General features: G+C 64.0%; 18 protein-coding genes and 1 pseudogene. 8 read left to right on the plus strand and 11 right to left on the minus strand.

Annotation, left to right across the window (positions count from 1 at the left end; genetic code table 11):
- Positions 1 to 15 precede the first annotated feature (15 nt).
- Together BRA1253DRAFT_RS35695 and BRA1253DRAFT_RS35700 are read left to right on the plus strand one after the other, a co-directional pair.
- Positions 16 to 1,833: a caspase family protein gene (locus BRA1253DRAFT_RS35695; RefSeq protein WP_007602333.1), complete on the plus strand. Its 1,818-nt coding sequence runs from the start codon at positions 16 to 18 to the stop codon at positions 1,831 to 1,833.
- 195 nt (positions 1,834 to 2,028) lie between these two features.
- The gene (locus tag BRA1253DRAFT_RS35700; RefSeq protein ID WP_007602337.1) at positions 2,029 to 3,354 is read left to right on the plus strand and encodes an LVIVD repeat-containing protein; all 1,326 of its coding nucleotides are present in this window, start codon (positions 2,029 to 2,031) and stop codon (positions 3,352 to 3,354) included.
- 109 nt (positions 3,355 to 3,463) lie between these two features.
- Here BRA1253DRAFT_RS35700 and BRA1253DRAFT_RS35705 read toward each other — a convergent pair whose 3' ends face one another.
- A complete protein-coding gene (locus BRA1253DRAFT_RS35705) occupies positions 3,464 to 4,636 on the minus strand; it encodes a M20 aminoacylase family protein (protein ID WP_007602339.1) in 1,173 nt (390 codons plus the stop codon).
- 107 nt (positions 4,637 to 4,743) lie between these two features.
- Complete coding sequence (gene purB / locus BRA1253DRAFT_RS35710) at positions 4,744 to 6,051, minus strand: adenylosuccinate lyase (RefSeq protein WP_007602341.1); 1,308 nt, start codon at positions 6,049 to 6,051, stop codon at positions 4,744 to 4,746.
- A gap of 578 nt (positions 6,052 to 6,629) precedes the next feature.
- On the opposite strand from purB, the gene BRA1253DRAFT_RS35715 reads away from it, so the two are divergent.
- On the plus strand, positions 6,630 to 7,217 hold the full coding sequence (locus tag BRA1253DRAFT_RS35715; RefSeq protein WP_007602348.1) for a TetR family transcriptional regulator: 588 nt from the start codon (positions 6,630 to 6,632) through the stop codon (positions 7,215 to 7,217).
- A 132-nt stretch (positions 7,218 to 7,349) separates the two neighbouring features.
- Here BRA1253DRAFT_RS35715 and BRA1253DRAFT_RS35720 read toward each other — a convergent pair whose 3' ends face one another.
- From BRA1253DRAFT_RS35720 to BRA1253DRAFT_RS35740, 6 genes and pseudogenes are all read right to left on the minus strand, one after another.
- Positions 7,350 to 8,546, minus strand: coding sequence for a calcium-binding protein (locus BRA1253DRAFT_RS35720; RefSeq protein ID WP_007602349.1), 1,197 nt, complete (start codon positions 8,544 to 8,546; stop codon positions 7,350 to 7,352).
- Between the two features lie 181 nt (positions 8,547 to 8,727).
- A pseudogene (locus BRA1253DRAFT_RS44045) lies at positions 8,728 to 8,844 on the minus strand (DNA-binding response regulator); the annotation flags it as partial.
- 86 nt (positions 8,845 to 8,930) lie between these two features.
- A complete protein-coding gene (locus BRA1253DRAFT_RS35725; RefSeq protein WP_007602351.1) occupies positions 8,931 to 9,227 on the minus strand; it encodes a hypothetical protein in 297 nt (98 codons plus the stop codon).
- A gap of 102 nt (positions 9,228 to 9,329) precedes the next feature.
- A complete protein-coding gene (locus BRA1253DRAFT_RS35730) occupies positions 9,330 to 10,367 on the minus strand; it encodes an MBL fold metallo-hydrolase (protein ID WP_007602353.1) in 1,038 nt (345 codons plus the stop codon).
- 240 nt (positions 10,368 to 10,607) lie between these two features.
- Positions 10,608 to 11,258 (minus strand): response regulator transcription factor, encoded by a 651-nt coding sequence (locus BRA1253DRAFT_RS35735; protein ID WP_007602355.1) that lies wholly within the window; start codon positions 11,256 to 11,258, stop codon positions 10,608 to 10,610.
- A gap of 7 nt (positions 11,259 to 11,265) precedes the next feature.
- Positions 11,266 to 12,636, minus strand: coding sequence for a sensor histidine kinase (locus tag BRA1253DRAFT_RS35740; RefSeq protein ID WP_007602357.1), 1,371 nt, complete (start codon positions 12,634 to 12,636; stop codon positions 11,266 to 11,268).
- A gap of 179 nt (positions 12,637 to 12,815) precedes the next feature.
- Here BRA1253DRAFT_RS35740 and BRA1253DRAFT_RS35745 point away from each other — a divergent pair, with 179 nt between their 5' ends.
- The 5 genes from BRA1253DRAFT_RS35745 to BRA1253DRAFT_RS35765 all read left to right on the plus strand — a co-directional run bounded on the left by BRA1253DRAFT_RS35745 (position 12,816) and on the right by BRA1253DRAFT_RS35765 (position 17,174).
- Entirely contained in the window at positions 12,816 to 13,604 is a 789-nt protein-coding gene (locus BRA1253DRAFT_RS35745; RefSeq protein WP_007602359.1) for a MotA/TolQ/ExbB proton channel family protein, read from the plus strand.
- Positions 13,601 to 14,287, plus strand: coding sequence for a hypothetical protein (locus BRA1253DRAFT_RS35750; protein WP_007602364.1), 687 nt, complete (start codon positions 13,601 to 13,603; stop codon positions 14,285 to 14,287). The genes BRA1253DRAFT_RS35745 and BRA1253DRAFT_RS35750 overlap by 4 nt, the downstream gene beginning before the upstream one ends.
- Positions 14,280 to 14,885 (plus strand): hypothetical protein, encoded by a 606-nt coding sequence (locus BRA1253DRAFT_RS35755; protein ID WP_007602375.1) that lies wholly within the window; start codon positions 14,280 to 14,282, stop codon positions 14,883 to 14,885. Before BRA1253DRAFT_RS35750 ends, BRA1253DRAFT_RS35755 begins: the two co-directional genes overlap by 8 nt.
- A 117-nt stretch (positions 14,886 to 15,002) precedes the next feature.
- Complete coding sequence (locus BRA1253DRAFT_RS35760) at positions 15,003 to 15,743, plus strand: metallophosphoesterase (RefSeq protein ID WP_007602376.1); 741 nt, start codon at positions 15,003 to 15,005, stop codon at positions 15,741 to 15,743.
- A gap of 6 nt (positions 15,744 to 15,749) precedes the next feature.
- Positions 15,750 to 17,174: a bifunctional serine/threonine-protein kinase/universal stress protein gene (locus tag BRA1253DRAFT_RS35765; protein WP_007602379.1), complete on the plus strand. Its 1,425-nt coding sequence runs from the start codon at positions 15,750 to 15,752 to the stop codon at positions 17,172 to 17,174.
- Between the two features lie 24 nt (positions 17,175 to 17,198).
- On the opposite strand, the gene BRA1253DRAFT_RS35770 is transcribed toward BRA1253DRAFT_RS35765, so the two are convergent.
- Genes BRA1253DRAFT_RS35770 through BRA1253DRAFT_RS44785 form a run of 3 tightly spaced genes read right to left on the minus strand, consistent with a single transcriptional unit; the run spans position 17,199 to position 17,733 of the window.
- Complete coding sequence (locus BRA1253DRAFT_RS35770) at positions 17,199 to 17,390, minus strand: hypothetical protein (RefSeq protein WP_007602380.1); 192 nt, start codon at positions 17,388 to 17,390, stop codon at positions 17,199 to 17,201.
- A 21-nt stretch (positions 17,391 to 17,411) separates the two neighbouring features.
- Positions 17,412 to 17,588, minus strand: a complete 177-nt coding sequence (locus BRA1253DRAFT_RS44780) for a hypothetical protein (RefSeq protein ID WP_198288281.1) — start codon at positions 17,586 to 17,588, stop codon at positions 17,412 to 17,414.
- Positions 17,589 to 17,592: 4 nt separating this feature from the next.
- Positions 17,593 to 17,733, minus strand: a complete 141-nt coding sequence (locus BRA1253DRAFT_RS44785) for a hypothetical protein (RefSeq protein WP_007602382.1) — start codon at positions 17,731 to 17,733, stop codon at positions 17,593 to 17,595.
- Positions 17,734 to 17,856: the final 123 nt, after the last annotated feature.

Consider the following 17,856-nt stretch of genomic DNA (forward strand, 5'->3'; position numbering starts at 1 on the left):
CGATCCAAACCGCGGATGAATTGCGTGAACATCGCTCGCTATCTCTTCCTATTCATATTTGTGACTCTTTGCACCTGCACGCCGGCCCTCGCCGACAAGCGCGTTGCGCTCGTCATCGGCAATTCTGCCTACAAGAACGCGCCGCGGCTCGCGAACCCGGTGAACGACGCCGGGCTGGTCGGCGGCATGTTCAGGAATGCGGGCTTCGATACGGTCGAGATCAGGCTGGACCTCAATGCCAGCGAAATGCGGCGATCGCTACGCGAGTTCGCGGCCAGGACGCGCGATGCCGACATGGCGGTGATCTACTATGCGGGCCACGGCATCGAGCTGGACGGCAACAACTACCTCGTTCCAACCGATGCCATGCTGGAAACCGACGGCGACGTCCTCGACGAGACCGTCGCGCTGGATCGCGCGCTCTATGCGGTCGAACCGGCCAAACAACTCCGTCTCGTCATCCTCGATGCCTGTCGTGACAATCCTTTTGCCAAGACGATGAAGCGCACCCTGGCCTCGCGCGCGATTGGTGGCGGACTTGCCAAGGTCGAGCCAACCAGTCCGAACACGATGATCGCGTTTGCGGCCAAGGCGGGATCGACGGCGTCGGATGGCGACTCCCGCAATAGCCCGTTCGCGGTCGCGTTGACCGATCATCTGCCGAAGCCCGGGCTCGATTTGCGCAAGGCGTTCGGGTTTGTCCGTGACGACGTCTTGAAGAAAACCGGCAATAAGCAGGAGCCGTATGTCTATGGCTCTCTGGGTGGCAGCGATGTGCCGCTGGTGCCGGCAAGGCCGGCCGCCGCAGCCGGTCCGCAGGCAAATCCGCAGGATGGTGTGCGCAAAGACTACGAGCTTGCCCTTCAGGCCGGCCTGCGCGAGGCCTGGGAAGCATTCCTCCAGACCTATCCGGACGGCTTTTACGCCAACCTCGCCCGCGTGCAGTTGAAGAAGATTGCCGCCGAGGAGGATCGCACGGCGGCGACGGAGAAGGCGCGTCTGGCCGAACAGGAGAAGGCGAGGCTCGCGACCGAACGAGCCCAGAAGGCCGAGCAGGAGAAAGCGGCCGCTGCTGCGAAAGCCGCGGAAGAGGCGCGGATCGCGGCCGAGAAAGCCAAGCAAATCGAGCAGGCCAAGGCGGAGGCGGCCGAACGAGATCGCAAGGCGGCGGAAGCTGCCGCGGCCAAGTCGCTCGCAGAGAAGCGGGCGATGGAGAAGGCAGCAGCTGAGGCGGCAGCGAAGCAGGCAGCGGACAAGCAGGCGGCTGATGCCGAAAGCAGGAAGGTCGCGGCGCTGTCGCCGCCGTCAAGCTCCCCGCCGTCCGGCGATCTCACGAAGTCTGTTCAGAACGAACTGCGCCGCGTCGGCTGTCTGTCGGCCGCCGCCGACGGCGACTGGAACGCCGCAACGCAGCGCTCGCTGACGCTGTTCAACAAATATGCTGGCACCCAGTTCGACGCGAAGCTTGCGAGTGTCGACGCGCTCGATGCGCTGAAGGCAAAGCCGGGACGGGTCTGCCCGCTCGTATGCAATTTCGGCTTCAAAGCCGACGGCGATCAATGCGCGAAGATCACCTGCCGGGCCGGCTATCATGTCGGCGACGACAATGAATGCGAGAAGGTACCGGAGAAGAAGCCGGTGGCGACGCGCGAGGATTCGAAGCGGCGGGACACGGATCGGAAAGAAGCGGAATCTGCTGCCCCAAAGTCGCAAGCCTCAGGACAGATAATTTGCACGAGTGCTGGATGCAGGCCGGTTGCGAAAGGGTGTCGCATTGTGCGAGATCCAAGGCCGGGTAGCGCGGGCATGTCACAAGCGGAAGTGTGCAATTAGTCGTGCATCGCTGAGCACTGCATCCTCGTCTCGAGCTCTTGCAAATTGCTCGAGTGCTTGGACCATCCGGCGCATTCAATGCGCGCCGGGAAGGTGAGCATGCACTGATGCCCTCGGCGCTCATCAGGGGCGTGAACTTCTCAGCTTGCATGCCTTGCCGCGAGCGAGCATCATCCTCAAAAAAGGGGGAAACCGATGCCACAACTCTCTCGCCGCAGCCACCTTCAGCAATTGTCGGCCGTGCTCGGATCCGCCGCGCTGCCTGGGTGGTCGAGGTCCGCATCGGCTTCGGAGGCAGACATTCCCCCCGAGGGCATCGGCAAGGGCATCAAGCACATCTCCTATAGCGACATCGGCGGACGCCCCGACAGTGTGCAGGTGATGTTCAACCGGCAGCACGTCTATGTCGGACACATGTTCAGCGACGGCGTGACGATCCTGGACGCATCCGATCCGCGTGCGCTGAAGCCGGTCAATTTCTTCACCGCAGGGCAATACACCCGCACCCATCATTTACAGGTGGCGGAAGATTTGCTGCTGCTTGCGAACGGCGCCAACATCGTCGCGATGCAGTCCTACGACAACATGCGCGGTTATTTCGAGAACACGCTGGTCGACAGCATCACCAAAGCCAAGAAATTCCGCTGCGGCCTCTCGATCCACGACATCTCGAAACCGGGCGAGATGCGCGAGATCGCGTTCCTCGAAATGCCCGGCTTCGGTATCAACCGTCTGTGGTGGCCGGGTGGCCGCTATGCCTATGTGTCGGCGCATCTCGACGGCTTCACCGACCACATCCTCTGCGTGGTCGATCTCAAGACCATCACCAAGCCGGAGATCGTCGCGAAATGGTGGCTGCCGGGTATGAACCGCGCGGCCGGCGAGCCGGCGACGCCGAAGGGCAAACGCTTTGCGCTGCATCACATGATCACGGCGGGTGATCGCGGCTATGCCGCCTGGCGCGATGGCGGCTTCACCATTCATGACATCAGCGATCCCACCAATCCAAAGCTGCTGTCCCACATCAACTGGTCGCCGCCCTTCGCGGGCGGCACGCATACGCCGCTGCCGCTGCCCAAGCGACAGCTTGCGATCGTCGCGGACGAAGCCAATGCGGACAATTGCGCCAAGGGCCTGTTCCATACATTCGTCCTCGACGTGCGCGCGCCTGGAAACCCGGTGCCGATCGCAACCCTGCCGACCCCGCGCGACCGCGATTTCTGCACGAACGGCACCTTCGGGCCGCATAATCTGCACGAGAACCGCCCGGGCTCGTTCCAGAGCGAGGAGACGATCTTCGCGACCTACAACAATGCCGGCGTCAGGGTGTTCGACGTCAGGGACGCCTTCGCACCGAAGGAGATCGCGTATTGGGTGCCGCCGACACCGAAAAAGCTCATCGACCCGCGCCCGAACGTCGCGCTCGCGGCCAAGACCTGTGATGCGTATGTCCGGCCGGACGGGCTGATGTTCGTCTCCGACTGGAACGCCGGCATGCACGTGCTGAAATATCAGGGATGAGCGTGCAGGTTGTAGGGTGGGCAAAGGCGCGAAGCGCCGTGCCCACCATTCGCAGAGGAGAAGGCTCTGGTGGGCACGCTTTCGCTTTGCCCACCATACGAGACCTGCGCTAACCCGCGGGCATCCGCGTCTCCACCAGGCGCGCCCAATAGGATGCGCCGTGGCCGAGAATGTTGTCGTTGAAGACGTAGGCCGGGTGGTGGCACTCGTTGCCGTCGCCCATGCCGACCAGAATCATCGCGCCGGGGCGCGCTTCCAGCATGAAGGAAAAGTCTTCGGCGCCCATCATCGGAATGAACTTGTCGTTGACGCGCTCGGCACCGACGATATCGCGGGCGACGTCGGCGGCAAGGCCGGCCTCGCGCGCATGGTTCATCGTCACCGGATACATGCGCGTGTACTTCGTCTCGGCCGAGCCGCCATAGGCGCGGGCGACGCTGTCGGCGACTTCGCCGATGCGGCGCTCGACCAGATCGCGCACCTCAGGGTCGAGCGTGCGCACGGTGCCGCCGAGCTCGGCGATCTCCGGAATAATGTTGAAGGCCGTGCCGGAGTGAAATTGCGTGATCGAGATGACGGCGGATTTCAGCGGATCGACATTGCGCGCGACGATCGATTGCAGCGCGTTGACGATCTGCGCGCCGATCAGCACGCTGTCGATCGACTTGTGCGGACCCGCGCCGGCGTGGCCGCCCTTGCCGTGGACCGTGATCTGGATGTTGTCGGAGGAGGCGAGCATCGCGCCGGGCGTGGTGGCGAAATGGCCTTCGGGCAGGCCCGGCATGTTGTGCATGCCATAGACCTCCTGGATGTTCCAGCGCGTCATCAGCCCGTCCTCGACCATCGCCTTGCCACCGCCGCCGCCTTCTTCCGCGGGCTGGAAGATCACCACGGCCGTGCCGTCGAAGTTGCGCGTCTCGGCGAGATATTTGGCGGCGCCGAGCAGCATGGCGGTGTGGCCGTCATGACCGCAGGCGTGCATCTTGCCGGGGACCTTGGAGGCATAGGGCACGCCCGACGTCTCCATGATCGGCAGCGCGTCCATGTCGGCGCGCAGGCCAATGGTCTTGCCGGAGGCGGATTTGCGGCCGCGGATCACACCGACGACGCCGGTGCGCCCGATGCCCGTCACCACCTCGTCGCAACCGAACTCGCGCAAGCGATCGGCGACGATGCCGGCAGTGCGGTGGACGTCGTATTGCAGTTCCGGGTTCTCGTGGAAGTCATGGCGCCAGGCGGCCATTTCGTCGGAGAGGGCGGCAACGCGGTTGACGATGGGCATGAGGAAGGTCCGCCTTGATTTGTAGCCCGGATGAGCGAAGCGAAATCCGGGATCTTTGTGGGAGAAGTCCCGGGTGTCGCTGCGCTCACCCGGGCCACCAATGACGCTCAGCTCTCGCCGAACACGCGCTTGAAGATCGTGTCGACGTGCTTGAAGTGATAGCCGAGGTCGAACTGCTCCTCGATCTCGGCGTCGGTGAGATACTTCTTCACGTCAGCGTCCTTCTTCAGGAGCTGGAGGAAGTCGCCTTCGCCGCGCCAGACCGGCATGGCGTTGCGCTGCACGAGCTTGTAGGCGTCCTCGCGGCTTGCGCCCTTCTGCGTCAGCGCCAGCAGAACGCGCTGCGAATGCACGAGGCCGCCGAGGCGGTCGAGGTTCTTCTGCATATTGGCGGGGTACACCAGCAGCTTGTCGATCAGGCCGGCGAGGCGGACCAGCGCGAAGTCGAGCGTCACGGTCGCGTCGGGGCCCATCATGCGCTCGGCAGAGGAGTGCGAGATGTCGCGCTCGTGCCAGAGCACGACGTTCTCCAGCGCCGGCGTCACATAGGCGCGCACCATGCGCGACAGCCCGGTGAGGTTTTCCGAGAGCACCGGATTGCGCTTGTGCGGCATCGCGGACGAACCCTTCTGCCCTTCGGAGAAGAACTCCTCGGCTTCGAGCACTTCGGTGCGTTGCATGTGGCGGATCTCCACCGCGAAACGCTCGACCGAGGACGCGATCACGCCGAGCGTCGAGAAATACATCGCGTGGCGGTCGCGGGGGATCACCTGCGTCGAGATCGGCTCGGGTACGAGGCCCATGGCCTTGGCAACATGCTGTTCGACGCGCGGGTCGATCTGGGCAAAAGTGCCGACCGCGCCGGAGATGGCGCAGGTCGCGACTTCCTTCCGCGCCGCGATCAGGCGCTCCCTGGCGCGCGAGAATTCCGCATAGGCATAGGCGAGCTTGAGGCCGAAGGTCACGGGTTCGGCGTGGATGCCGTGGCTGCGGCCGATGGTTGGCGTCATCTTGTGCTCGAGGGCGCGCTTCTTCAGCGCCGCCAGCACCTTGTCGAGGTCGGCGAGCAGCAGGTCGGCGGCGCGGGTGAGCTGGACGTTGAGGCAGGTGTCGAGCACGTCGGAAGAGGTCATGCCCTGATGCACGAAGCGCGCTTCGGGGCCGACGATCTCGGCGAGGTGGGTGAGGAAGGCGATGACATCGTGCTTGGTCTCGCGCTCGATCTCGTCGATGCGGGCGACGTCGAAAGTGGCGTCCTTGGCCTTGGCCCAGACCGTCTTGGCGGCCTCCTTGGGAATCGTGCCGAGCTCGGCAAGGGCGTCCGCCGCATGCGCCTCGATCTCGAACCAGATCTTGAACCGGGTCTGCGGCTCCCAGATCGAGGCCATTTCCGGGCGGGTATAGCGGGGGATCATTGGACTGCTCCAGGAAGGTGGGCGGGCGACCCAAAGGGCGACACCGGCCAGAATGTTTTTTACGCCGTGATCTAGCAGAGCGGGGAGGGCGAAACAAACGGCGTCGGCAAGGTAGCGGGGGATGATTGGGCTGGGCGAGGTTCATCGCCCCGGACGTGGCGGGCGACGGGCCAGCCCGGCGCCCCGGAGCTGCAGAAATTAACTGTCAATCACGAACCATTGACTGACAGATATTGAAATCTGTCAGCGAGACGTGTATATCCGTTCTCGGACGCTCCAATTGGGCGTCTGGCGGCATCCCGGGAGCCCGACGTCCCAAGCAAATGGGGGATTGAGGGCCGCAATTGAACAACGGGGACCGCCAATTGATTGGAGACTTACGACAATGACGACCGAAATCATCAATTTGACCGGGACGATTGGGCACTGGCTCAATTTACTGGTGGCGCGCCAAATCGCGGCGCAGGCTGCAAAACTGCCTCATTAGGGCGAGAGCTTTCCGAAACGACCGGCACGGGCGCTTCGGAAGCAGCTCCGTCGCCGGGTAACTGAGCCCTCAACGGGAACATGGTGCTGGCATGAACGAAGCCGTTATCTTGACGCCGGAGCGGATCCTCGAAGTCACCGAGGACGTGCTGCGGCGTTACGGACTCGCCAAGGCCACCGTGGTCGACGTCGCCCGCGCGCTTGATGTGAGCCACGGCAGCGTCTACCGCCATTTCCCGAGCAAGGCCTCGCTGCGCGAGGCTGTCGCCAAACGCTGGCTGGACCGCATCGACGCCCCCTTACGCCAACTCGCCGAAGAGCAGGGCCCGGCGCCGGCGCGGCTCGACCGCTGGCTGCGCACCCTGTTCGCCGCCAAGCGTTCGCGCGTGCTCGACGACCCCGAGATGTTCGAGACCTATCTGACTCTGGCGCGCGAGGCCTGTGCAGCCGTCAAGTGTCACAAGGACACCATGATCGACCAGATCGCGGCGATCCTGACCGACGGCGTGAAGCAGGGCGTGTTCGAGGTGGGCGACGTCAAGGCCACCGCACGCGCCATCTTCGATGCGACCGTCCGGTTCCACCATCCGGCCCACGCCGACGAGTGGAAGGACGCCGATCTTTCGGCGCGTGTCGATGCGACGCTGGCGCTGGTATTGCGCGGGCTGAAGGCGGCGTGAGGTTGCGGAGCCAACGCGTATCGCAGCTTGGCGCTTGATCCGCTCCTGCTCATGCCTTTGGCAGGATGACGGGCTTGGCCTCGACGCTTCTCTCGTGACCACCATCCCATCATCCTGCTTGGCTGTGAGCCGTCAGATGACGAAGTCCGTTGGATGCAGGGCCGCCGTGTGCACGCCGTCCAACGTGATCGTATCGTTGGTGGTGAGGTGGATCACGGCATCGCCGGCGCTATTGTCGCCGATGAGGCTGGAGACGGCTGCCCAGTCTGCGAAGCCGTAGTCATGCAGGTTGATCAGGTCATGTTCGGTGGTGGTGCTGCCGACAGCCTGGTTGCCTTGATTGAAGTCGTTGATGATGTCCTGGCCGGAGCCCGTGTTGAAGACGAACGTGTCGTTGTTGGGCCCGCCCCACAGGAGATCATTGCCGGCGCCACCGTTGAGGGTATCCGTGCCTCCGGTGATCGAGCCGGGTGAGGAAGGAGCGTAGCTCATCGCATCGCCCGCCAGGCGATCGGGGCTCGATCCGCCGGTGAGGATGTCGTTCCCGCCGTGAGCATTGCCCGACATCGTGGGAGCGTCACCGTACAATGTCGTGCTGAAAGCAGCTCGCTCGCCATCGACGACGGCGGTGAGGATATCGTTCCCGCCCTGGGCATTGTCGGACATGGACGTTCCCGAATCCCCCGACAGGCTTCCTCCCCCGAGCTGGGCGTCGCTGCTCGCCGCAAAGGTCAGGATGTCGTTTCCGCCAACCGCATTGTCGGTCATGGCGCCAATGGCATCGCCGCTGAGTGCGTCGCCGCCGCCATTTATCCCATAATCCGTCGCGCTCAGCGTATCATTTCCGCCGTGCGCATTGCCGCTCATGGCACCACCAGCGTCCCCGCTGAGCGACCCGAACGATCTCCATCCGGTCGACGCCGTCAATGTGTCATTTCCGCCTCCCGCGTTGCCCGACATGTCGCCTTGGACATCGCCATAGAGATAAACATTGGTGTAGAGCGAGTTGTGGGCATCGACATTGAGGGTGTCGTTACCGCCCTGGGTGTTGTCCGCCATGGATTGGGCATCGCCAACGGCGACGGCACTATCCCAGCCGCCATCCACGCTCACCACGAGACTGTCGTTTCCTCCGTGAGAATTGCCATGCATAGCCGCCAGGTCTTCCCCAACGAGCGTCACGTTCGAGTTGAGACTCGATATGGCTGCCGTCAGCGCATCGTTGCCGCCCCAGTCGTCGGTTGCCAACCCGGGATCTCCGAGCACGGTCATGGACTGCCCGAAGTCCGGCAGTGTGACTGCGATTGTGTCGTTTGGCAGTTGGTGCATGTCGCTTCACTCCGATTTCATTTCAGTCGCGGGGCCTGAAAGCAGCGGAGCTCTTTGCGAGACGCGCTGTGGCCGCGCTTGACGTCGAATCTGCTCGGAGTTGATGGCGGAGATTTGCTTTGGGTTGGATTTCATTGCGACCAAAGGAACTTCGGCGCGGGGTGGCGGAACTCGGCGGACGCTAGAAATTCGTCAGCCCGCAAGCCGCTGCGAGCCGCACGAGCTGCGCATCCGTACGCGCGCCGGTCTTCGTCTTGATCAGATAGTGATAGTTCTGCACCGTCTTGACGCTCACGCTGGTATTGCGCGGGCTGAAGGCGTAGGCCAACTTCCTTCACGCGTTCCGAAGCCGTCACACCTGACGTGACCTGTCGCGGTTCTATCTCAGACCTTATGGGCAACGCCATTGCCCAGCGAGCGCGGATGATGGGTCTTTTTTCGCGCGCGTAGGGCGGCGTTGGCCGATGGCACGACCGACGGGCTTTCCGGATAGGTATTGACTTCGATTTCGACCACGTCCTTTGACCGCTTTCGAAGGCGGTAGAACGCAAGTTCCTGTTCGAGAATGGGGCAGTGGAATTGGATCGTCGCTGTGTCTGGCAGACGGCAGAGTTCATCGATGAGCTCGCCGACAGTGATGATCGGGGGATGATGGATGGCTTCGCGGATAGCCTTACTCATGGCGCAACTCCCTCACTCCGCTACTAACCACGGCGCGACGGCGTCAGTTCCAATTCTATCCGGCCACACGTGATCTAAAGGTGCGAGCCGCGCGCCAGCGCCCTAAAGCGCGGGTGCCAACCGCGAGCTGCGCAACCGCAATATGCCGAACGGGTCTTCGCGCCCCGCGAGTTTGCGATAGGTCGCAAGGTCGTCAAGCGTCGGACCTTCCCCGCGTCTGACATTCACGCCCGCAACCGTTGCAACCGGAATCGACGTGCCGAGGCCTGCGTAGAGATAGTTGTCGCCGAACGCCGTCTTGAGCGCGGCAAAAGTCGGCTCACCGGTGCAATGTCCCGGGGCTACGCTGTCGACCTTGAATCTGTCCTTCAGGGCGGTAACGACTTTCGCGATAGCTTCGTCAGGTGCGACGACCAGATGAAATCCTCCCGCGATGAGATGAATCCTGGGATTGATACCCGTCGCCGCTTCGACGATGCGCTCGATCCCGGGGTGCGAGCAACCGACCAGAAGAACCAAGCCGTCGGTCGTGTTGACGGCCAAGGACAGCTCCTTGAGTTCTCTCGTCCCCGGTGCGTCGGAAATCAGCGAGATAAGTGTGATACCGGGAGCGATCTCGGTGGTCTGATCGATCAGTTCGAAGTTCGCGTGGGCCCATGCCGTGCCGAACTTCATCGTCGCGGGAGGTTTGCCGGCATAGTACCGCATCTCTGGCGGCAAGGCCTCGTCTTTGCGGTAGAAGCTGGACGGCAAGGACGAGCCGTAGATGCCAAATCCCTCCTTTGGCGCGTAGATCTTGACGGTTGGATTGATGCTCAGGAGGTAGGACAAGCCCGCCATGTGATCGGAGTGGCGGTGCGAAAGAACGACAAAGTCGAGGTCCGAGAGATCAACTCCCTTGGCCTTCACGTTCGCCGCGAATATTTCGGGATCGTTACCCGTATCGAACAGGATGCGTTTTCCCGCGATTTCGACAAGGGCGGAGAAACCCCAGTCCTTTGTCATCGCGTCATTGGTGCCGAAGGCGTCATAGAGAATGGTGATCTGGTCTTTCGCCTCAGCTGCCGCGCTTTCCGTAAGCCCGGTCGCGAAAACGCTGGAGGCGATCAGTGCTGCAAGAAGACTGTCCCTGATGTTCATGAAAGCGTCTCCTGTTGTCGTGCAAGACATACAACGGGAACGAGGGCGGCTTCGAGAGCCGTCCAAATTGGCTCCAGTCGAAAGATCGGAGCCGGACACACATCCACTGGCCGCTTGATGCTGGATGCCGTGCCTGTGGTGGAGCGTAGCACAATCTAAGAGAGACTTGGAGACCTTCGTTGGGGGTGGCCAGTCGGGGACCAGATATTCTGGTCGCAGCGAACGGCACGCCGTCACCCTCTAGATCTTCGTCAGTCCGCAATTCGCCGCCAATCGTACGAGCTGCGCATCCGTGCGCGCGCCGGTCTTGGTCTTGATCAGATAGTGATAGTTCTGCACCGTCTTGACGCTGAGATTGAGATGCGTTGCGATCTGTTCGGTCGTGGCGCCGCCGGCGAATTGGCGCAGAATCTCGATCTCGCGTTCTCCCAGTTGATCCAGCGCAGAGCCCGCCGACAGGCTGTCCTCGGCCAGGATGTGCGCGATGTCGTCGCTCATGGCGCGTTCGCCGCGCGCCACGCTGCGGATCGCGGACACGACCGCGGAAGGCTCGCTACTTTTGGTGACGAAGCCGCTGGCGCCGGCACTGAAGGCTGCCTTCACCAGCACGGCCTCGTTGTGCATGGTGAAAACGAGGATCCGCGCCCGCGGGCTGCGCGCGCGGATGTTGCGGATGGCTTCCAGCCCGCTCGCGCCGGGCATGGAGATATCCAGCAAGACCACATCGGGATCGCGCGCCTTGAAGGCGCTGTAGGCATCCGCGGCGTTGTCGGCTTCCGCCACGACATGCAGATCGCCCTGGCTCTCCAGCACGCGCCGATAGCCCTGCCGCACGATCGGATGGTCGTCGACCAACAGCACGGAGATGCCTGTTGCCATAATCTCGTTCATGCCGGCCTCATGCGGCGAGCGGGATGGTGGCGGCGACGCTGAGTCCGCCTCGGGCGGGCAGGATGGAGAATGAACCGCCGGCCGCTGCGACGCGCTCGCGGATGCCCGTGAGGCCGAAACCGGCCGACTGCTTGACGCGTGCTGCGTCGCCGCCGCCATCGTCGTCGACACGGATCAGCAATGCATCGTCGTCGCCCGCGCTCCGTTCCACGCTGAGCGAAATCTCGCGTGCCGCGCCGTGGCGCAGCGCGTTGGTCAGGCATTCCTGCGCGACGCGATAGGCGGTGGTGGCGGCCGGGCCGCTGATGTCGGTGAGGTCGCCCCTGAGATCGAGCTGAATCGTCGGCCGCACCGAGCTCTGCGAGCGCCAGCTATCCACCAAATTCACGAGGCTCGCCTCCAGTCCAAGCTCGGCGGGCAGGGGATTGCGCAGGCGCTTCAGCGCGTCGCGCAGCGAGGCCATCAGATGATGCGTGGCCTGCGAGATCATCCGCGCGTCCTGCACGATGTCGTTGCGCTTGTCTGCCTTCGTGCTCGCCGTCTCGATGGTGTTGGCGAAGGCGAGGATGGCCGAGAGATTTTGTCCGAACTCGTCGTGCAACTCGCGGGCGAGCGCGCGGCGTTCGTCGTCGCGGATCTCGATCAGGCGCCGCGTCAGCGCCGCGCGCTGTTCGGTCGCTTCCTCCAACCGGCCGCCGAGCTCGTCGACGGCGCTGCCGATCATCGCCAGCTCCATCGAGCGGAAGCGCGGCAGTTTCGTCCGATACTGACCGCGGGCCATGCGCTGCAAGGCGGTCACGATCGTGCGCGCCGGCGCCAGCGCATGCGCAATCGCGAGCGAAGCCAGGAGCGCGATCGCCGCCGCCATCAAAAGCGCCACGTCGATCACGTTGAGGATGTACTCCCAGGCGAGCGAGATGGCGGCCGCTTCATCCGGCGTCGCGACCACCGTTCCGGCGGTCGCCGCGCGGGGACTGACCGGCCGTATCACTTCGGCATGGCTGCCAAGGAAGGTCGGCACAATCGACGCGAACCAGCGCGGCGGCGCCTTGCCGAGCCCCTCACTCTGGCCGCAGAGCGGCTTTTCGAATGCGATGGCAGGTTGGAATTCGACGCAGACGCCAGGGGAGATCAGCTTCATCGTCTCCAGCGTGCGCCACTCCGGAACCGGCAGAAGCTGCTCGCGTGTTCTGCTGCTACGCAACAAGAATTCGTGCCAATACAGGGCCTGAAGCGCCTGGGCGACCCGCTGCGCCGAGGCCGCGGTCGCCCGGTCGACGCTGCGATAGGCGTCGAACGTGGCCCAGATGGTCGCCGCACCAAGGCAGAGCACGACGATGAGAAACAGACGGGCGACAAGCTGAAGCACAAGGCGCATGCGATCACCCCAAAGTTTGCTAAGGTCAGCCTAACAACGCCGCCGCGCCTTGCCAATTGCGGGGATCGGCAGGATGGCAGCTCGGGCAAATTTCCCAAGCCGGATTGGGCATGGCTCTTTGGACCGGGCGCGGCGGCTTTGATCTAATGGGCGGTATTCACGGCCAGGAGCGGTGCAGCATGAGTTCGATGACGATTGGGCCGATCGCGGGGCCTGCTGCCGACCCATCCGAGCGCAGTGCGCTCCTGTTCTGGATGATCTTCACCGGGCTTTCGATCTTCGCCGTCGTGCTGCTGTGGCGGTTCGGCCTGATCCGCCTGATGCTGACCTCGGACCGGACCTACATTTCCAGCTTGATCGCGCTGCTCTATGTCGTCACTTGCGGTCACTGCTTCCTGCGTACGCGGGCCATTGCCCGTGAGGGCGCGGCAGCCCGGCGCTGCCGCGCGGTGCTCGCGGCGCTCGAGGGCGGCAGGGCGCTCGAGGCCGGCGGCGCAGCCGCGCTGCCACGCGGGCTGGTGCGGGACCACATCGAGAGTCTCGTGACCAAGGCCGCGGCGCAGGATTACCGCCCGGTGGACCAGACGCTATTGCTGCGCACGCTCGCCGACCGGCTGCGCGGCTCCAACGGCTTCGGCGCCTTTGTCTCGGACACGCTGATGAAGCTCGGCCTGCTCGGCACCATCGTCGGCTTCATCATCATGCTGGCGCCGATCGCGGGGCTGGATGCCGCTGACAAGGTCGCGATGCGATCCTCGATGGGGTTGATGAGCGACGGCATGGCGGTCGCGATGTACACGACGCTGGCGGGTCTCGTCGGCTCGATTCTGGTCCGCATCCAGTATTACATGCTGGATGCCGCGACCCAGAAGGTGTTCTCGGATGCAGTGGTGCTGACCGAGACCTATGTGACGCCGGTGCTGGAGCGCAAGGGTTCTGGAATCAAGGGTGCTGGAATCGCGACATGATGGATGATTTCGGTCTCTATCCGCGCGAGGAGCCGTTCGATCCCTTGGGCGTGATGCTGTTCAAGGCGCTCCAGGTGATCGCTTTCCTGTTCTTCCTCGCGCTGCTCGCGGTCTCGCCGGACGCCAAGGACGGCAAGATCGATTCCAAGGCCGAGTTCATGATCACGCTGGACTGGCCGGACAGCCACCCCGACGATCTCGACCTGTTCGTGCAGGATCCCGCCGGCAACATCGCCTGGTATCGCCACCGCGAGGCCGGCTTCCTCACGCTCGACCGCGACGACCGCGGCGGAGCCAACGACTTCATCATGGTCAACGGCAAGAAGATTGCTTCGCCGATCCGCGAGGAGATCGTCACGGTGCGCGGCATCGTCGCCGGCGAATACACCGTCAATGTCTCACATTTCGTGGCCACCACCGGCGAGCCCGTGACGGCCAATGTGAAGGTGCAAAAACTCAATCCGACGGCGCAGGTGATCTTCGATAACAAGTTCACGGTCGATCACACCGGCGACGAGAAGACAGCGGTGCGGTTCCGGCTCGATGCCGAAGGCAAGGTCGTCAATGTGGACCAGCGGCCGAAATCGCTGCTGGAGACGTTCCGCAGCGGCTGGCGCAACGGCGCCGATCTCGACCCGAACACCGGTGTGAGCAGGAACGCTGTGAGGGTGCGCCGTGACTAGCTTGCAGACGGTCATCCTCACGCTATCGGTAGCCTACGCCGTGATCGGCGCGCTGCTGCTGGTCGTGCTCGTCTATGCGCGGCTGCACTGGTCGTTCAAGGCGGTCGCGGTGGTCGTGACCAGCGCCTTCTATGTCGTCAGCTTCACGGAAATGCGCGGGCTGCTCGGCTGGGCCAGCGCCGACCGGCTGCCGGTCTCCTTCAAGCTGCTGAAGGCCCGCATCGTCGAGCCGCATTCGCTCGAGGGCGATCCCGGCTCGATCTATCTCTGGGTCGAGCAGCTCGACGAGGACAATCGGCCGAGCGGCATCCCGCGCGCCTTTCGTGTGCCCTACAATGACAGGCTGGCCGACAAGACCCACGCGGCGGAGAACGAGATCGCGCTGGGACATCCGCAAGGCGGCCGGGCCGCCGATTTCGGCGGCGGCGATGGCAGCCTGATCGACATGGTCAGAGAGTATGTGACGCCCAAGACCATCATGGAGACGAGCGGAGGCGATTCCTCGACCGGCGAATTCCTGGCCCCACCGGCCGGCGCGCAGGGCGCTGTGTTCACCCCGATTCCGCCGCCCCGGATGCCGCCGAAGGACGAGCAATAGGCTCTTCACCATCGCAACAGGGCACCGCTGGCAAACCGCGCGCCGCTGGCGCATGTTCTTGACCTCCCTCAATTTGGCCTTATCGGCTCCCAATAAGGTTCGAGGGTTGGAGGGTGCGTGCTTCTCGCTGTCTTCTCGGATATCCACGGCAACCGGCAGGCGTTCGAGGCGTGCCTGAAGGTCGCGCGGGCGCGCGGCGCCGAGCGGTTCATCCTGCTTGGCGACTTTGTCGGCTATGGCGCCGATCCGGAATGGGTGGTGGATACCGCGATGGAGCTGGTCGCCCAGGGCGCCGTCGCCGTGCGCGGCAATCATGACCAGGCGGTGAATTCCTCGGCCGAGACCATGAATGCCGAGGCGCAGGTCGCGATCGAATGGACCCGCGGCCGGCTCGACGCCGCGCAGCGGCGGTTCCTGGCGGAATTGCCGATGCTGGTGGAGGACGGCGATCGCCTGTTCGTGCATTCGGAAGCCTCCAGCCCCCGGAGCTGGCACTATGTCCGATCGACCGCCGACGCCGCCAAAAGCCTGATCGCGACGCCAGCTCATGTCACGTTCTGCGGCCACATCCACCGCCCGGCGATCTATTCGATGTCGGTGACGGCGAAGATGTCGGGACTCGTGCCCAAGACCGACGTCTCCGTACCGCTGCTGCGCGGGCGGCAATGGCTTGCTGTGCTCGGCTCGGTCGGCCAGCCGCGCGATAGCGATCCATCCGCGGCTTTCGCGCTGTTCGACACGGTCTCGTGCCAGATCACCTATTGCCGCGCGCCCTACGACGTCGAGACGGCCGCGAACCGGATCCGTGAGAACGGCCTGCCGCATTGGCTCGCCGACCGGCTGTCGCAGGGGCGCTAGAGGCCGATGCCGAAACCCCTCGTCAAATCAGGCGCAGCGATCGACGGCTACACGATCGGCGAATGCGTCCATGCCGGCGGAATGGCGACGCTGTGGACCGTCACCCGTCCCGGCCTCGACGTGCCGCTGCTGATGAAAATTCCGCGGGTGTCGGAGGGCGAGGACCCTGCCGCGATCGTCTCCTTCGAGATGGAGATGATGATCCTGCCGCGGCTGGCCGGGCCGCACGTGCCCTCATGTTTCGGCACCGGCGATTTCGCCCACCAGGCCTATGTCGTGATCGAGCGCATCTCCGGGACCACGCTTTACAAGCGGTTGCCCGACCTGCCGCTGCCGTATGACGAGGCGCGGCAGCTCGTCGCCAGGATCGCGACGGGGCTCGCGGATTTGCACCGGCAGAACGTGATCCATCACGACATCAAGCCGAGCAGCATCATGTTCCGCGAGAGCGGCGAGGCGGTGCTGATCGACTATGGCCTGTCGCATCACAACCATCTGCCGGACCTGTTGCAGGAGGAATTCCGCCTGCCTTACGGCACCGCGCCCTATATGGCGCCGGAACGGCTGTCAGGGGTGCGCGACGATCCGCGCAGCGATCTGTTCTCGCTGGGCGTGCTGCTCTATTTCTTCACGACCGGCGAGCGGCCGTTCGGCGAGGGCGAGACGCTGCGTGCGATGCGGCGCCGGCTATGGCGCGATCCGCACCCGCCGCGCTCGCTTCGCGCCGACTATCCGCCCTGGCTCCAGGAGGTGGCGCTGCGATGCCTCGAGATCGAGCCGGTGCGGCGCTATCCGACGGCGTCGCAACTCGCCTTCGATCTGACCCATCCGGACCAAATCAGGCTCACGATGCGCTCGGAGCGAATGAAGCGCGATCCGCTCAGCGTCGCATGGCGCCGCCGGTTCAACCAGGGTGTCATGGCGCCCCGCGCAAAATCGGATGTCGCAGCCCAAATCGCATCGAGCCCGATCGTTGCGGTCGCGCTCGATACGGCGGAAGGCGAGCCGGAGTTGAACGAGGCTCTGCGCATGACGACGGAACGCATTCTCGCCACGCTGCCGTCGGCGCGGCTCGCATGTCTCAACGTGCTGAAGCTCAACCGCATCGCGATTGACAGGACGCTGGATGAGCAGGGCTCCAACAAGCATATCGACCGGTTGGTGGCGCTCAGGCACTGGGCCACTCCGCTCAAGCTCGATGAGAGCCGGCTGTCGGCTCACGTGCTGGAAGCCGTCGATCCCGCGGCGGCCATCCTGGAGTTTTGCGAGGTCAACCACGTCGACCACGTCATCATCGGCGCGCGGCAGGGCTCGTTCAGGCGCACGCTGCTCGGCAGCGTCTCGGCCAAGGTGGCCTCGGAAGCGGCCTGCACCGTCACCGTGGTGCGGCCGCCGCGAATGGCTGCGGATGCGGGCGAGGAGGTCGGATAGGGCCGCGCTCTGGATCGTGGAGGTTCAGGCCGCGTGAGCGGTGTGGACGGAGCGCTTGCGGCGGATCGGCCAGGAGAATTGCGGCCCCGGCTCGCCGTGATCCGCGCTGCCGCCGAAGAACTGGATGATCTCGCGGCAGGGCTCGCAGTTGAACAGGTTACGCGACGCGGATGCCTTGGTCATTTCCTTCAGGCAGTTCGGGCAATGCGGCTTCATGAGCTTGGTCCAGAAAAGAATTCATTGCCGGCGCGGTGACCTGAGCGGGTGATCCAGGTCCATCTCGGGCCCGGTGTCGTCGCGCATCTCGCCTTCGGTACGTTCGAGCCGACCGAAGAAAAAATCGAGGTCAGGATGCGGGCGCCGCGGGATGCGGCACCGGCGCTTCGGCTGACGCTTCACGAGCGCGATCTGCATGGGGTCAGGCCCGATACCAGTCGCGACGAGCGATGCGGGTCGAGCGAGCCGAGACCTTCACCGGTCCGGCCGATGGACCAAACACAACAAACGCACAAAAACCAAGCCACAACGCCACGCCAGTCCAAACCAGGGTCGTCGTCATGATGTGCTCCCGCGAAAACAGGCAAGAATCACTAGCGGTGATTTGCGCGAATCAGGGAAGCCCGGAGGAGTACGGATCAAGGTTGCAAATTTAGGCATTGCGCGCCGCAGCACCCGTAGAAGC

This window comes from Bradyrhizobium sp. WSM1253, assembly GCF_000244935.1.
Lineage (GTDB): Bacteria > Pseudomonadota > Alphaproteobacteria > Rhizobiales > Xanthobacteraceae > Bradyrhizobium > Bradyrhizobium canariense.

What these genes read in the sequence shown, in the direction of transcription:
- BRA1253DRAFT_RS35695 (WP_007602333.1), top strand. Translation starts at nt 16, where the DNA reads ATGAATTGCGTGAACATCGCTCGCTATCTCTTCCTATTCATATTTGTG.
- BRA1253DRAFT_RS35700 (WP_007602337.1), top strand. Translation starts at nt 2,029, where the DNA reads ATGCCACAACTCTCTCGCCGCAGCCACCTTCAGCAATTGTCGGCCGTG.
- BRA1253DRAFT_RS35705 (WP_007602339.1), bottom strand. Translation starts at nt 4,636, where the DNA reads ATGCCCATCGTCAACCGCGTTGCCGCCCTCTCCGACGAAATGGCCGCC.
- purB (WP_007602341.1), bottom strand. Translation starts at nt 6,051, where the DNA reads ATGATCCCCCGCTATACCCGCCCGGAAATGGCCTCGATCTGGGAGCCG.
- BRA1253DRAFT_RS35715 (WP_007602348.1), top strand. Translation starts at nt 6,630, where the DNA reads ATGAACGAAGCCGTTATCTTGACGCCGGAGCGGATCCTCGAAGTCACC.
- BRA1253DRAFT_RS35720 (WP_007602349.1), bottom strand. Translation starts at nt 8,546, where the DNA reads ATGCACCAACTGCCAAACGACACAATCGCAGTCACACTGCCGGACTTC.
- BRA1253DRAFT_RS35725 (WP_007602351.1), bottom strand. Translation starts at nt 9,227, where the DNA reads ATGAGTAAGGCTATCCGCGAAGCCATCCATCATCCCCCGATCATCACT.
- BRA1253DRAFT_RS35730 (WP_007602353.1), bottom strand. Translation starts at nt 10,367, where the DNA reads ATGAACATCAGGGACAGTCTTCTTGCAGCACTGATCGCCTCCAGCGTT.
- BRA1253DRAFT_RS35735 (WP_007602355.1), bottom strand. Translation starts at nt 11,258, where the DNA reads ATGAACGAGATTATGGCAACAGGCATCTCCGTGCTGTTGGTCGACGAC.
- BRA1253DRAFT_RS35740 (WP_007602357.1), bottom strand. Translation starts at nt 12,636, where the DNA reads ATGCGCCTTGTGCTTCAGCTTGTCGCCCGTCTGTTTCTCATCGTCGTG.
- BRA1253DRAFT_RS35745 (WP_007602359.1), top strand. Translation starts at nt 12,816, where the DNA reads ATGAGTTCGATGACGATTGGGCCGATCGCGGGGCCTGCTGCCGACCCA.
- BRA1253DRAFT_RS35750 (WP_007602364.1), top strand. Translation starts at nt 13,601, where the DNA reads ATGATGGATGATTTCGGTCTCTATCCGCGCGAGGAGCCGTTCGATCCC.
- BRA1253DRAFT_RS35765 (WP_007602379.1), top strand. Translation starts at nt 15,750, where the DNA reads ATGCCGAAACCCCTCGTCAAATCAGGCGCAGCGATCGACGGCTACACG.
- BRA1253DRAFT_RS35770 (WP_007602380.1), bottom strand. Translation starts at nt 17,390, where the DNA reads ATGAAGCCGCATTGCCCGAACTGCCTGAAGGAAATGACCAAGGCATCC.
- BRA1253DRAFT_RS44780 (WP_198288281.1), bottom strand. Translation starts at nt 17,588, where the DNA reads ATGCAGATCGCGCTCGTGAAGCGTCAGCCGAAGCGCCGGTGCCGCATC.
- BRA1253DRAFT_RS44785 (WP_007602382.1), bottom strand. Translation starts at nt 17,733, where the DNA reads ATGACGACGACCCTGGTTTGGACTGGCGTGGCGTTGTGGCTTGGTTTT.